The following is a 14,378-nucleotide window of genomic DNA, read 5'->3' on the forward strand; positions in this document are numbered from 1 at the left end:
AAAGTCCTGTTCTGGGATTTGCGCAAAGAGACAAAGGAGCACTCATGGCAGATACCGCCATTTACACGCCATCACGCACACGTTATGAGCACATGCAATACCGGAGATCAGGGCGCAGCGGTCTCAAACTACCTGCGGTTAGTCTCGGATTCTGGCATAACTTCGGCGATACCGGTATGTATGAGCACATGAAAGAGCTGTGTTTTACAGCCTTCGACAACGGCATAACCCACTTCGATTTAGCTAATAATTATGGTCCTAGTGCAGGTGCAGCTGAACGCAACGCCGGACGAATCATTGGTGAAGAATTCGCCAGCTACCGTGACGAGCTCATTGTCAGCACCAAAGCTGGCTATGACATGTGGCCCGGTCCTTATGGTGACTGGGGCAGTCGCAAATATTTGCTATCAAGTTTGGACCAGAGCTTGGAACGTCTCGGATTGAACTACGTTGATATCTTCTATCATCATCGTCCAGATCCCGAAACCCCACTTGAAGAAACCATGGGAGCACTAGCTCAGGCAGTGCACAGCGGCAAAGCTCTATACGTAGGTTTGTCAAATTATGACGGTGCAACCATGCAACGTGCATCAGCCATCCTTGATGAGTTGCATTGTCCTTTTGTGATTAATCAAAATAGATACTCAATTTTTGACAGAAGCATTGAAAACAATGGTCTCTTACACAGCGCCGAACAACTTGGCAAAGGACTTATTACCTTCAGTCCACTAGCACAAGGACTATTAACGGGACGATATCTCAATGGCATTCCAGAAGACAGCCGTATCAAAACAGATGGCCGCTTTCTCTCTGAATCGCTGATCAATGAAGAGCGCTTACAACGAATGAAGGCTTTGAACGATATAGCTCAGAATCGTGGACAGACTCTCGCTGAAATGGCACTCGCATGGATTCTTCGTGATTCATCGGTAACTAGTGTGCTGATAGGAGCCTCAAAGCCTCAACAGATTCTCGACAACATAGGGGCACTGGAAAACACGGAATTCTCTCGTGAGGAACTCAGCAACATTGATGAATTGAGCTTAGACCAGCAGCTGTAACTCGGATACCACACTGTTGAAACGTTTGTGTAGGGATTAAGAAATAGAACCTTTGTGCGAAGCCACAGGAAACCGCAGAATACTGCGGAATCCAGAAAAATGATACGGTACAACAAGACAAATCTCAGTAATAATCCCTACACAAACGACAGCGGAGCATGCACAACGCTAATTTCCACGCTGCATTTCTTCATAAATACGTTTGCAGTCTGGGCAAACGGGATATTGCGAAGGATCATGCTTTGGTACCCATACTTTTCCACACAACGCAACTACAGGCCTGCCCGTTAACCGTGATTGAGCAATACGTTCTTTCGAAACATAGTGTGCAAAGCGATCAGCATCTCCCCCTTCGCTATGCTCAGTTTCTTCTTTAACCTCCGGGCGTTCCAATACTGCTGTGCCCGTGCCCTCGTCGGGACTCGAGAGTGGTGTTTGTGACTCGTCGTAGTTGTTCATCATCATGGATTCCTCGCTGCGCCCATTGGTACTCATGTACTCCATCATAGGAATTGCACACCCCAAACACGGCGCGGGCCGTTCTCCCTGAGCCTATTAGTCGTCTGCGCCAAGTTGGAGACGACATATACCCACGCTGATATAAGCATATGCACTTCATCCCACTTAACGAGTTACTCTTGAGTACATGACTATTGCAGTATGCCCGGGATCTTACGACCCGGTCACATCAGGACATATTGATGTGATCGAACGTTGTGCACGCTTCTTTGGAGAAGTTCATGTACTCGTCGCAGTCAACTCGGCAAAAACACCGTTATTCTCAGAACTGGAACGTGTGCAAATGATTCGAAGGGCTTTGGATGAATCAGGGTATTCAACAGTACATGTCTCTTCCACGGATGGTCTAATAACCGATTATTGCAAGAGTATTGGGGCAACAGTAATTGTCAAAGGTCTGAGGCAAAACGGAGATTACGAAGCTGAATTAGGAATGGCTTTAGTAAACAGACAGCTAGCTGACATTGAAACCGTTTTTCTTCCGGCTGACCCCGTGCGCGAGCACATTTCCAGTTCTATAGTCAAGGATGTGGCCAGACACGGCGGTGACGTAACAGGGATGGTTCCGAATTGCGTTGTTCCGATGCTCGCGAAGGCACTCAACCACGAAAAGAGTCAACGATGATGGCAGACGACACAGCTTCACACGGTACGGTCTCTGATGACACAGCTTCACACGAGCACGTTGGACATGACTTTGTTTCAGATGACACCGGCAAAGTGGTCATTCCTGCACAAGGACCGCAAGACCTCCCCACTCAAACAACAACACCACCACTGTTCAATATGGATGACATACCCGATTTGAGTGAAGGTTCAAACCTATCGCAAAACAACATCCCAGATGACGGCACATCTCAAGAGGAATTCACTACGGTTTATGACATTATCGATGCGATGGATGTCACCTTGGATGAGGGCAAATCTGTATTGTTCACCCCGAACGTAGTAAAGGTGGATCGAGAAGCGCTGAGCTCTCAGATGGCAGAGCTGAAAAAGATGCTCCCAGTTCAGTTGGAAAGGGCATCAGCGCTTATGCGCGAAGCTGAACGCAGACTTGATGCCGCCAGAACACAAGCTAATGCCATAGTTTCTGCAGCGCAAAGCAGAGCCGCAGATATGGTCAAAGAAGCTAACGAGCAAGCTCAATTCCTTGCAGGGCAAGAAAATGTTGTGGCCATTGCACAAGGCAAGGCACACGATATTCTTGAAGATGCACAGACGAAGGCCGATCGGCTGGCTCAGGGAGCAGACCACTATTCGATGTCAATGATGGAAGGCTTGGATCAGCAGCTGGAAAAGTTACAGCATGATGTACACGCCGGTATGACAGTGTTGCAAGAGCGTCAAAAGCAGGCAGCCGAACAACGTCACCACAATGACGTATAGAATCGACAACTCGGAGGGGATATGAGTAGAGCAGAAGATTCCAAATGGGCAGTTAATGTACTCAGTGTTTCGGGACGTCCAGGACAAAGTCTCGAATTGGACGCAGACTTTCCTGCGCCGAGTGGTATTGGCGATCAAATTATTGGTGTGAGCGAAGGCGAATCGGTGCACGTTTCGGGAAGCATCGACTCTATTGTTGACGGATTAATCCTCAATGGGCAGATCACTGCACCTGTGCACGCTGAGTGCACACGCTGTCTTAAACCCTTAAGCAGCGCTTGGGATGTTAATACTGTTGCGTTCTTTTCTTTTGATGTTAGCGATCAAGGAGAGCAACATAACGATGATGCAGATATCATCGCCGGTGAAGACGAGTCAGAGGACGTTTATCCTGTTGCAGCAGGAGGCGCAATAATCGATCTCGAATCACTGTTGAGAGACAACCTAGTTGAATCACTTCCACTGCAGCCCTTATGCCAAGAGGACTGCTTAGGTCTGTGTCCTCAATGTGGAATCAACCTTAATGACAATCCAGAACATACCCACGATATTTCTGATATCAGATGGGCAGCCCTCGAAGGTCTTAAAGCACAACTTGACTCTCAGCAAAACCAGCAATAAGACGCAGCATATACCAAACAACACTGAAGCTATTCGGCTGTTGTAGCTGCATAAAAACCGACACAGGATGACAATGTACGGTTCATGCGCTAGGATACTGAACGCTTAAGCTCAATCATTCGATCGAACAGAGGATATCATGGCACTGCCAAAGTACAAGACCTCGCGCGCAAATACGCATTCGCGCCGCGCGAACTGGAAAACGTCCGCCACAAAAACCGTGACGTGCCCAAATTGTGGAGCACCCGCGTTGCCACATGTGGCATGCCCAAGCTGCGGATCTTTCCGCGGTCGCGTTTACAAGGATGCTATCAAGTCCGTATTCACCAAGTGAATCGACTTGCCAGAACGGTAATAGAAACCCTGCCATCGACGGGTGGCGGGGTTTTTTAATATGCTGATAAGAGCAAGTGCTCTGTATCGGGCACATGGTGAATTCAACAAACGCACCCAGGATGGTGTGGGAAGGCAATCAATGATGAGTCATGAACAAGAATCATCTGCTGTGTTAGGCAATAATGCTGCAGACGAGTTGCTGACCAGACTTGGAAGTTCCATCAGCCCCGAACTGCTGGTGCATGCTCTCACCCACCGTTCCTTTGCACATGAGCATCCCGGAATGCCCAATAATGAGCGTCTCGAATTCTTAGGCGATGCGGTGCTTGAACTGGTTTCTACAGAAACGTTATTTTCCCTTCATCCCGATATGACTGAAGGTTCATTAGCAAAAATGCGCGCAAAAGCGGTTTCAGAGGAAGCACTCTCAGCGATCGCCCGAAAAATCTTGCAATTAGGGCCCTACATACTGCTAGGACACGGCGAAACAGATAGCGGCGGTGCCGACAAAGACTCAATCCTATGCGATACAGTCGAATCTCTCATCGGTGCAGTGTTCCTTGAACACGGCATTGAAGGAGCTCGAATAACAGTTCATCGTTTGATTGACGATACCCTAGCGGAAGTTGCCACCGAAGGTCCTGCACTCGATTGGAAAACATCCTTAACCGTTAAGGCGCATGGTCTCGGCAGGGGCGAGCCACGGTATCGTATGCAAGTATCTGGGCCAGAGTACCAACAAGTCTTCACGGCCACAGTGTTCCTTGGTGAAGAGGATGAAGCACTAGCCACAGGTGAAGGTTCAAGCAAGCGTAAAGCCCAGCTTGCCGCAGCGCAGAAGGCTTGGAACTCTTTGAGTCAACACGATATCAAGTCCGAAAATCTCAATGATAGCAACAACATTCACAAATAACGTCCCGTCATTTGAAACGCGACCCTCAACTGTCGCACTTATGCATACACTATGTAGATACGCACAATAACAACATGCCTCCTGCCACAAGCGGACCGGCATCGCATCTCGAACGTTCACATGGTGACCTGCCGACCGTGATCGTCATGGGATAGCATGTGCATGACACCGTACTCGCAGCAGTGCGAAGTGAGAGGAAATCATGGTACTGCCAACACCATTGCAGGCATTCAGCGGAGTTCCAAGAAGCCGCGAAACATCCGAAACACCAATAACAGAAGGTGAAAAAATGACCGGCGCACAAGCGCTGGTTCGTTCGCTGCAAGATCTGGGTGTCGAAGATGTCTTTGGTATTCCAGGCGGCCAAATCCTCCCAACTTATGACGCGATACACGATGATGTGAAGTTCCGTTTCATCCTTACACGTCATGAGCAGGCTGCTGGCCATGCTGCTGAAGGTTATGCCATCTCTACAGGTCGTGTGGGGGTATGCATCGTCACTTCCGGTCCTGGGGCCACCAATATGGTCACCCCTATTGCCGATGCAATGATGGACTCAGTTCCTTTGGTAGTCATCACAGGACAGGTCGGCGTCAGTGCCATCGGTACAGATGCCTTCCAAGAGGCCGATATCGTTGGTATCACTTATCCGGTTGCCAAGCATTCATTCCTGGTGACTCGGGCACAAGATGTCCCTCGAGTACTTTCAGAAGCCTATTACATTGCGCAATCCGGTCGCCCAGGTCCAGTTGTGGTTGATTTGACCAAAACAGCGCAGATTGAGGACATGTTTTACTCTTGGCCGCAGCGCATGATTTTGCCAGGATACAATCCCACCACTAAGGCACATGGTCATGTGCTTTCCGATGCAGCGCATTTGTTTGCTCAGTCCTATCGACCAGTGCTGTATGTCGGTGGTGGCGCTATGCGCTCTCATGCGTCTAAGCAGGTGAAGCAGCTGGCAGATGTCACCGGTGCTCCCATCGTGACCACTCTCCAATCCCGAGGTATTGTCCCTGATTCTGACCCAGTAACTCTGGGTATGTTGGGTATGCATGGCACAGTCGCCGCAACCGCTGCGGTACAGCGATCAGACTTGCTCGTTGCTATAGGTGCACGCTTCGACGACAGAGTGACTGGTAAGTTGGACGATTTTGCGCCTACTGCACGGGTGATTCACATCGACATTGATCCAGCTGAAATCGGCAAGAATCGACAAGCGGATGTTCCTATTGTCGGTGATGTTGCCGAAGTTCTTGACGACTTGATTCCTGAGATTGAACGAGTGCAAGCCATACAGGGCAAGCCTCGCCTGAAAGCCTGGTGGCAAGTCATCAATGACTGGAAAAAGGATTATCCTGTCGATTATGAAGAACCCACAGATGGTTCTCTAGCACCGCAATGGGTAGTTCAGCAGCTTTCAGCCAAAGCAGACCCCGACACCATTTGGGTCGCAGGCGTCGGTCAACACCAGATGTGGGCCAGTCAGCTCGTTGACTTTGAGAATCCTCAATCTTGGATTTCATCTGGAGGCTTGGGCACAATGGGCTACGGACTTCCAGCGGCAATCGGGGCAAGCATTGGATCAACTCGAGAGTTTGATGGGAACAAAGCTGTATGGCTAATTGATGGCGACGGCAGTTTCCAGATGACTTCTGAAGAATTGGCCACTGCATTTCTCGACCACACACCAATAAAGATCGCTATTCTCAATAATTCGGTTTATGGGATGGTCCGTCAATGGCAAACGCTGTTTTACGGTAAGCACTACTCTGCAACGAATCTTAAGGACGGAGAGCAACAAGCTACACCTTCGCAGGATATCGTAGACATTCCAGATTTTGTGAAACTTGCTGAAGCTTACGGTTGCCTAGGTATTCGCGCATTTACCAAAGAGGAAGCTCTTGAGGCAATTGACGTGGCAAATGCGACTAACGATCGACCTGTATTGATTGATTTCCGAGTATGGAAAGATGCTATGGTCTGGCCGATGGTTCCTGCTGGGACATCGAACGATTCGGTGATTTATAAGCCAGGAGTCGAACCACTACGCGACGCAACAACCACTCCTTCACGAGTGAAATCCACGGAGTCATACACCAACGACGAGAAGAATTAGGAGAGGTGCAAAGCATTATGGTGAACTATCCAGCTTCACGTCCAGGGTCCGAACGTCACACTCTTTCAGTGCTTGTCGAAAATCGTCCAGGTGTCTTGGCCAGAGTATCCGGTCTATTCGCGCGTAGAGCATTTAACATCAATTCGCTTTCGGTCTCACCAACAGAGCGACCTGATATCTCGCGTATCACCGTTACTGCAGATGTTGAAACCGTTCCCCTTGAACAAATCATCAAACAGCTCAACAAACTCTTGCATGTACTCAAAATCGTGGAACTCGACCCCGATAGCACCGTCGAACGAGAGCTGGTGCTGATTAAAGTTGCAGCTAACGAGCATAACCGCTCTGACGTATTAGAGATTGTGCAGTTATTCCGCGTGCGAGTGGTCGACGTGCATCCTGAATCTCTAACAATCGAAGCAACCGGCGCCGAAGGCAAACTCGACGCTTTGCTCGGCTTGTTGGAGCAGTACGGCGTCATCGAATTAGTCCGTTCAGGCGCAGTAGCTGTTACGCGTGGACCGAAGGCGTTAAGCGAGAAGGTCATCGGTTCGACCGTCACCGGTCGCTAACTTCCCACGGCTCCTTATCTGCCTATTCTGAAACTGTGCATATGAGCACGTGAAGCACCTATTTGGTCATGCTTCACGTGCTCATATGCACAGTTTCGAATGTGGAGTCGGCTTGAACCGAATCAGGACTCGATGAGTTCCGACAGCTCGAGCCACTCTTCCTCCAACGCATCGGATTCCTGCGACAATGATTGCAACTGCTCATTAAGAGAATTGAGACCTTCAAAATCGGCCGGGTCATGCTGGGCCATCTGTTGCTCAAGCCCCTCTTTTGACTGTGTAAGCTTGGCTAATCTACGTTCTATGGCGTTCGCTTTTTTGCTGGCTTCGCGTTTGGCTACCCTTTGCGCTTTTGCATCCTGTTGATCTTCATCGTTGGCATTCAACACGACGCTACTACTGTCATCTTGCGATGACACACTTCCGCTTTCTGGCTGCTCAACACCTACGAGTTGCAAATATTCATCCACTCCCCCAGGCAGATGCCGTACCTTACCCTGCAACAGAGCGTATTGCTGGTCAGTAACACGTTCGAGTAAATAGCGATCATGCGATACAACAATCAATGTGCCAGGCCACGTATCCAGCAAATCTTCCATCACCGCGAGCATATCGGTGTCTAAGTCGTTGCCTGGCTCATCCATGATTAATACATTCGGCTCATCAAGCAGAATCAGCAGCAATTGCATACGACGTTTCTGTCCACCTGAAAGATCTTGAATTCGAGTCATCAGCTGAGATGACTCGAATCCTAGTCGTTCCATCAGCTGACCAGGTGTAACCTCTTTGCCTTCCACCATATAGCTGCTTTTATATCTAGCAAGAATTTCTTGGATTCGATACGGACCAAGCTTTTCAAGTTCATCTAGACGCTGTGTAAGCACAGCAAACTTCACTGTTTTACCGATATGCACTCGACCGACAGTTGGTTTCAATGTGCCGTCTATGATGCTGAGCAGTGTTGATTTCCCAGCGCCGTTGGCACCGACGATACCGAAACGATCCCCCGGGCCAATCAGCCAAGTCACATCATCAAGAACTTTTCGTCCGCTGATAGTTACTCGCTTAGCCGCTGATATTTCAGCTTCTTGATTGATGGAGCTCGCATCAGTCTCATCTATGTGTTGCTTGGAGTGCTCATCAACCAGTATGTCAACAGAACCGGTTAGCGGGGCCTGCGCATAAGGTGAGTCAACCACATTAGCAATCTGAGCAGTTTCATCATCACTATGCTGATAAATCTGTGTCACATCAAGCAGATCTACTACCTGTTTGCCCAAACGTGAAGTCGCCATTTGTCGAAGCTCTAAAGCGTTACGCATTGGCGGCACATCTGCTATCAACTCATTAGCCGCTTTAACATGGAATTTTTGCTTAGTTGCGCGAGCTCTGGCACCACGTGTGAGCCATGCTAATTCTTTTCGAGCAAGATTTCTGCGTTTGTTCTCCATCACATCAGCTTGTCTGTCACGTTCCACGCGTTGCAGCATATAGGCGCTATAACCCCCCTCAAAAGGATCTATAGTACCGTCGTGAACTTCCCACATACTCTGGCACACTTCGTCCAAGAACCAGCGATCGTGGGTAACTAGGAGTAGCGCACCGCTACCTTTTGACCAACGAGACTGCAGATGTTCTGCCAACCAGTGGATAGTAACGATATCCAAATGGTTGGTTGGCTCGTCCAATGCGAGAATATCCCAGTTATGGAGCAGGAGTCTTGCAAGATCGGCTCGTCTGCGTTGCCCACCTGAGAGTGAAGCAACTTTAGCATCGAGACTAATACCACCTAGCAATGCCTGCACAATATCGCGCGAGTCTGCATCGGCAGCCCACTCATAATCCTCTCGATTTTCTAGAGCTGCTTCGCGCACGGTCATTGCATCGTCCAGAGGATCACGTTGATCAAGCATGCCAAAACTGAGACCGTTGCGTCTAGTGACTCTGCCATCGTCAGGCTGCTGTGCTCCCGAAAGCAACTGCAGCAAAGTGGATTTACCTCCACCATTGCGACCGACGATACCGATACGATCGCCTTCAAATACGCCTTGTGTCACATCGGTAAAAATTGTTGTTGTGGCGAAGGAGAGGTCCACATGTTCAAGTCCCAAATCATATATCGGCATGATTCTCCAATGTAGCCGCATGCTTGCACAGATATTGTTGATTCATCTGACAATTTGCGAAGTCTGTCTAATCAAACGCTGCGCCTAGCGCTGCACTCGTATTTTCATAAACTGCTATTTCTATAACAGCTTACAGACATGCTATATATAAGCTTTAGCGCTGTAGATAGGCAGCATAGGTGGAACAGCGCGCTGCAAATCCTGAGAAGACCGAATCAGCCAAAGGCTGTAACTGAGTATTGAATTCAGCAAAATCGTCTCGAATCTGCGAAATCTGTGACTTCTTTAGACCTTTAGTCATTGCGGGCTCCGCGAGCCACTCTTCGAGCAATGGTCCACTCACTTCAAGGTGAAATTGCATAGCTAATGCCGAACCTATGCGAAATGCCTGAACTTTGGTCTGATCTGAGCGCGCCAACGGCTCAGCACCTTCAGGCAAACCAACGACATCATGGTGCCAATGCAATACATGCAATTGTTTGCTCCACATAGAGAAATAATCGTGTTGCGCGAGTCGCTTAATTGGAGCAAAGCCAACCTCATCAACAGCTCCTGGTGTGAGTTTCGCACCCAGCGCTGTAGCGATAATCTGTTGCCCTAAACACACACCAATAACTGGTTTCCCTACACTTATTGCGGCGCGAGCGAGTTTAGCTTCTTTTTTTAAGCCTGGGTACTGTTCAAAATCTGTCGCCCCCATTGGGCCACCCATAATAACCAGACCAGCTATGTCCTGGAAATCAGGCAGGTCAGGCTTAACTTGATGAGTGATATTCATGGTCGTAGTCTGCAGACCAACGTCTTCTAAACATTCAAGAATCCTGCCGGGTTTTTCCCATTGCGCATGTTGAAGAATAAGCACCTGAGGTTTTGGCATACCTCTATTGTGTCATCACTTATGTAAATCGCGAATCAGGAAGGCAGTATGTCATCCCCTTCCCCCTTGCTCTTGTCGTTCATCGTGCATATTCTCAATTACATGACCACACGCCAGAAATCGCTTGTTTCCAGCACCTCAGCAGCATCAAATCTGCGCCTATACGACACAGCGAGTCACCAGGTTGAGCCTTTCACTCCGATTACTCCAGGCGAAGTTGGCATTTATGTGTGCGGTGCTACCGTTCAGAGTTCTCCTCATGTGGGGCATATCCGAGCCGCCGTAGCATTCGATGTGGTTCGACGCTGGTTCATGAAGCTTGGATACAAGGTTACATTTGTACGCAACGTCACAGATATTGACGACAAGATTATCGCTAAAGCCGCTGCTGCAGGCCAACAGTGGTGGGAACGTGCATACATTTACGAACGCGAGTTCACTCACGCTTATGACACTCTTGGGGTATTACCCCCTACATATGAACCTCGCGCCACAGGTCATGTGCTCGACATGGTCGATCTGATTCAACGAATTATTGATAAGGGGCACGCATATGTAGTTCCTGACGAACAAGGCAATCCTTCTGGCAATGTGTACTTCGATGTCGATTCCTGGCCAGAGTATGGGGCCTTGACACATCAAGAGACTGGAACGCAGGCAGCAGACGATAGCGCAGCAGTGGCAGATCGTATGGGACCAAGTATTGATGCAATTGGTGACGACAAATACAATCCTGTCGATGCTGCTGATAGCTCTGATCGCAAACATAGTCCGCGTGATTTCGCTTTGTGGAAAGCCCCCAAGGAGAGTGACCCTCAGACGGCGCGTTGGCAGACACCCTTCGGTGTGGGCAGACCTGGTTGGCACATCGAGTGCTCTGCTATGAGTCACCGTTATCTTGGCGATAGCTTCGACATCCATGGTGGTGGTTTGGATTTGCGCTTCCCTCACCACGAAAATGAGATGGCTCAGTCTCATGCAGCTGGATGGGGCTTTGCCAAACATTGGATGCACTCTGCTTGGGTAACACAAAAGGGTGAAAAAATGAGCAAGTCTCTTGGTAATGGGCTTGCCGTCACAGCAGTATTAGATGCTCATCCAGCTTGGGTAGTTCGGTACGCACTCGCCTGCGTACAGTATCGATCAATGTTGGAGTGGAGCGATCAAACGCTCAACGAAGCGTCAAGTGCCTTTGAGAGGATTTCAAACTTTGTTGAGAGAGCTGGTGCTGCGCTTGGAGAGCAACCCAATCGTATGGCAATCGAGGATGTGAACGCTGATAGCTTGCCCGCAGACTTCGTGACAGCTATGAATGAAGACATTAATGTGTCGGGCGCGCTAGCAACAATTTTTGCAACTATTCGTAGCGGGAACACCCTGCTGTCACAACTCGATGACAAGCTGGACCAGCAATCTCAACTCGATACTCTTCGCCTCACCCTGATACAGGTGCGCGCGATGCTTGACGTGTTCGGACTTGACCCACTCTCTGAACAATGGGCCTCACATACATCCATAGATGAGCAGGATTCACACGAGAGCGTGCTAGACACATTGATTCAAGAGCAGCTCGAAGCCCGCACACAGGCACGCATCAACCACGATTTCGCTAAGGCTGACGCTATCAGAGATGCACTGAGTGCTGCCGGCGTGCTTATTGAGGACACCCCGAATGGCTCGTCTTGGAGTCTCAAACACTGAATCTCATACAATATTTGCGCCGAGATGCTTTTTGTGTAGGGATTTTATCTTGAATCGCAACTATGGAATCGGCACCATTGTTGCAATGGTGCCGATTCCATCATCAGATATGACGCTGATAATTTCAAATCCCTACACAAACGACAATCTATGCCGTTTCGACCTTAGAAACCACCCTGTTCAATGCGCGAAACGCTTGAATCAAGCCCTTCTTTAGCTAGGTAATAACTCAACGGTTGTAAGTCCTCAGCTTCATAGCGCCTACGGAATTCTGCAATCTGTTCTGGAGTGCTAATACGAGGGTCAAGTTCCAACATTTCAGCTGGTAGTGGACGGTCGCCACTAATTTTTGCGTCGATAAGGACAGTCTTGCCTTCGCTAATATCTTTCATAGCGTTCTCAAAAACATCATGTACTTCTGAGATTGCAGTAATCGTATAGCCCACGGCTCCCATTGACTCAGCCAATTTGGCATAGTCAATATCCATAAACTGCACACCCAAGAAACCAAGATTGGTGTCTTCCTGTTCATCCTTGATGAAGCCATACTGCTTGTTTGCAAACACCACGTTGATAATGGGGAGATGATATTGCACTTCGGTCGCTAAATCTTGCATCACCATGTTGAAGCCGCCGTCTCCAGCGAGGTTCCACACCTGACGATCAGGAAAATCAACCTTGGCCGTTAACGCGCCTGGAATACCAATACCCATAGTGGCAAACAGTGATGATGTACGCCACATCTGCTTAGGATTCATATGAAGGTGTCGGATCGAAGTTTGAGTAACGTCACCAACATCAACTGAAAAAATAGCATCCTCTTGCGCATGCTCATTGATGGCATCATAAATCTGATAGAGCTGAAGATCCCCTTCGCGCTTCTTCTCTAACTTATGTACATAAGCATTCCAGTTAGCAACATTAGCTAAATTAGCTCTCCACCATCCGGATTCAGCTTTCTCATCAACATCCTCGTAAATAGCGCGCAACGCATCACCAGCGTCGCCAAGAATTGCCACATCTGCATTGTGTCTTTTGCCAAGTTTGGCGGGGTCAATATCGATCTGAATGAATTTGCGCACATTCTTAAACAGATTGGAAACTTCTGCAAACGGGTAATTACTTCCCACAAAAAGCACCGTATCTGCCTCGGGGAATACCTCGACGGAGGGCTTAGTTGACACGCGATTCGGGCTACCGAGAAGAGCTTCAAAGTCTGATGGAAAATTATCAAAGCTAATACCTGTATTTGCCAAAGGTGCCTTGATTTTCCGGCACAAATCCATCACTATTTGGGATTCGCCACGAGTTCCGACGCCAGCGAAAATCAACGGGCGCTCGGATGCATTAAGCAATTCGACAGCTGCCGCTATATCTACAGTATTCAGTATTGGTTTAGGGTACCTTCGGAATGAGTGTGCCGCTGAATACCATTCGTCAGCAGGGATATCCTCCCAACCAAGATTTACAGGTATTTGCACCACTGCAACCCCATTTTTGGAATACGCTTGACGAATAGCTTCGTCAATCACATGAGGCATTTGAGCTGCTGTGGAAACCTGTCGATTGTATATAGCTACATCGGCGTAAATCGGGTTCTGATTCATTTCTTGGAAAGTATCCATATTCAGTCCAGCCGTACCGAACTGACCAATCAATGCCAGTACAGGTACATGCTCTTCTCGCGCATCATACAAACCATTTAGGGTATGTGTACCTCCTGGTCCCGCAGAACCGAAGCACACACCAATATGGCCTGTATATTTAGCGTGCATTGATGCCGCCATAGCACCGACTTCCTCATGCCTGACTTGAATATAATCAATGTTCTCGCGTTCAACATACAGAGCATCCATTATGGAGTTGATTGATCCGCCTGGAATGCCATACAGATGTTTCACGCCCCAGGATTCCAGAACCTTAACAGTTGCAACACCTGCCTTAATGGTTCCTTCCTTGTGCTGGTTCGCCGTTGTGCTATCGAATCCAAACTGAATGACGTTCTTGGCCATGATCGCTCCTTTGCGTCGATTGTGTCTGCCCTTTGTGCAGATTTTTTTCTGGTGTACAGTTCAGCTGCGAAAGCACTCCCCCAAGGCTTCATTGTCGGTTATACAGCACTGTTTACCGCCAATTCTTGAGTG

General features: G+C 48.7%; 13 protein-coding genes. 9 read left to right on the forward strand and 4 right to left on the reverse strand.

All coding sequences use genetic code 11. The features are described 5' to 3' along the window. The first annotated feature begins 44 nt into the window (after positions 1–44). Positions 45–1,061, forward strand: a complete 1,017-nt coding sequence (locus tag LKI20_RS09090) for an aldo/keto reductase (RefSeq protein WP_291772991.1) — start codon at positions 45–47, stop codon at positions 1,059–1,061. A gap of 168 nt (positions 1,062–1,229) precedes the next feature. Here LKI20_RS09090 and LKI20_RS09095 read toward each other — a convergent pair whose 3' ends face one another. Beyond that, positions 1,230–1,526: a DUF3039 domain-containing protein gene (locus tag LKI20_RS09095; RefSeq protein ID WP_434734956.1), complete on the reverse strand. Its 297-nt coding sequence runs from the start codon at positions 1,524–1,526 to the stop codon at positions 1,230–1,232. Positions 1,527–1,707: 181 nt separating this feature from the next. On the opposite strand from LKI20_RS09095, the gene coaD reads away from it, so the two are divergent. The 7 genes from coaD (at position 1,708) to ilvN (ending at position 7,530) form a co-directional block, all read left to right on the forward strand. Continuing rightward, the gene (gene coaD / locus LKI20_RS09100; RefSeq protein WP_291772993.1) at positions 1,708–2,205 is read left to right on the forward strand and encodes a pantetheine-phosphate adenylyltransferase; all 498 of its coding nucleotides are present in this window, start codon (positions 1,708–1,710) and stop codon (positions 2,203–2,205) included. Continuing rightward, a complete protein-coding gene (locus tag LKI20_RS09105) occupies positions 2,202–2,969 on the forward strand; it encodes a cell division protein (RefSeq protein WP_291772995.1) in 768 nt (255 codons plus the stop codon). Before coaD ends, LKI20_RS09105 begins: the two co-directional genes overlap by 4 nt. Positions 2,970–2,990: 21 nt before the next feature. After that, positions 2,991–3,590 (forward strand): YceD family protein, encoded by a 600-nt coding sequence (locus tag LKI20_RS09110; protein WP_291772997.1) that lies wholly within the window; start codon positions 2,991–2,993, stop codon positions 3,588–3,590. A 139-nt stretch (positions 3,591–3,729) separates the two neighbouring features. Next, entirely contained in the window at positions 3,730–3,924 is a 195-nt protein-coding gene (gene rpmF / locus LKI20_RS09115) for a 50S ribosomal protein L32 (protein ID WP_034886490.1), read from the forward strand. A gap of 141 nt (positions 3,925–4,065) precedes the next feature. After that, complete coding sequence (gene rnc / locus LKI20_RS09120; protein ID WP_291773001.1) at positions 4,066–4,839, forward strand: ribonuclease III; 774 nt, start codon at positions 4,066–4,068, stop codon at positions 4,837–4,839. A 202-nt stretch (positions 4,840–5,041) separates the two neighbouring features. Further along, positions 5,042–6,958: an acetolactate synthase large subunit gene (locus tag LKI20_RS09125; RefSeq protein ID WP_291773003.1), complete on the forward strand. Its 1,917-nt coding sequence runs from the start codon at positions 5,042–5,044 to the stop codon at positions 6,956–6,958. 17 nt (positions 6,959–6,975) lie between these two features. Then, positions 6,976–7,530, forward strand: coding sequence for an acetolactate synthase small subunit (ilvN, locus tag LKI20_RS09130; RefSeq protein WP_291773005.1), 555 nt, complete (start codon positions 6,976–6,978; stop codon positions 7,528–7,530). 122 nt (positions 7,531–7,652) lie between these two features. Here ilvN and LKI20_RS09135 read toward each other — a convergent pair whose 3' ends face one another. Together LKI20_RS09135 and LKI20_RS09140 are read right to left on the reverse strand one after the other, a co-directional pair. Further along, a complete protein-coding gene (locus LKI20_RS09135; RefSeq protein ID WP_291773007.1) occupies positions 7,653–9,656 on the reverse strand; it encodes an ABC-F family ATP-binding cassette domain-containing protein in 2,004 nt (667 codons plus the stop codon). Positions 9,657–9,810: 154 nt separating this feature from the next. Continuing rightward, on the reverse strand, positions 9,811–10,533 hold the full coding sequence (locus tag LKI20_RS09140; protein WP_291773009.1) for a type 1 glutamine amidotransferase: 723 nt from the start codon (positions 10,531–10,533) through the stop codon (positions 9,811–9,813). A 102-nt stretch (positions 10,534–10,635) separates the two neighbouring features. Here LKI20_RS09140 and cysS point away from each other — a divergent pair, with 102 nt between their 5' ends. Then, the gene (gene cysS / locus LKI20_RS09145) at positions 10,636–12,234 is read left to right on the forward strand and encodes a cysteine--tRNA ligase (RefSeq protein WP_291773512.1); all 1,599 of its coding nucleotides are present in this window, start codon (positions 10,636–10,638) and stop codon (positions 12,232–12,234) included. 164 nt (positions 12,235–12,398) lie between these two features. On the opposite strand, the gene spxB is transcribed toward cysS, so the two are convergent. Next, positions 12,399–14,246 carry a pyruvate oxidase gene (spxB, locus tag LKI20_RS09150; RefSeq protein WP_291773011.1) on the reverse strand — a complete coding sequence of 616 codons (1,848 nt, stop codon included), beginning with the start codon at positions 14,244–14,246 and terminating at the stop codon, positions 12,399–12,401. Positions 14,247–14,378: the final 132 nt, after the last annotated feature.

It is taken from the genome of Bifidobacterium sp., assembly GCF_022647885.1.
In the GTDB taxonomy this organism is placed as follows: domain Bacteria; phylum Actinomycetota; class Actinomycetes; order Actinomycetales; family Bifidobacteriaceae; genus Bombiscardovia.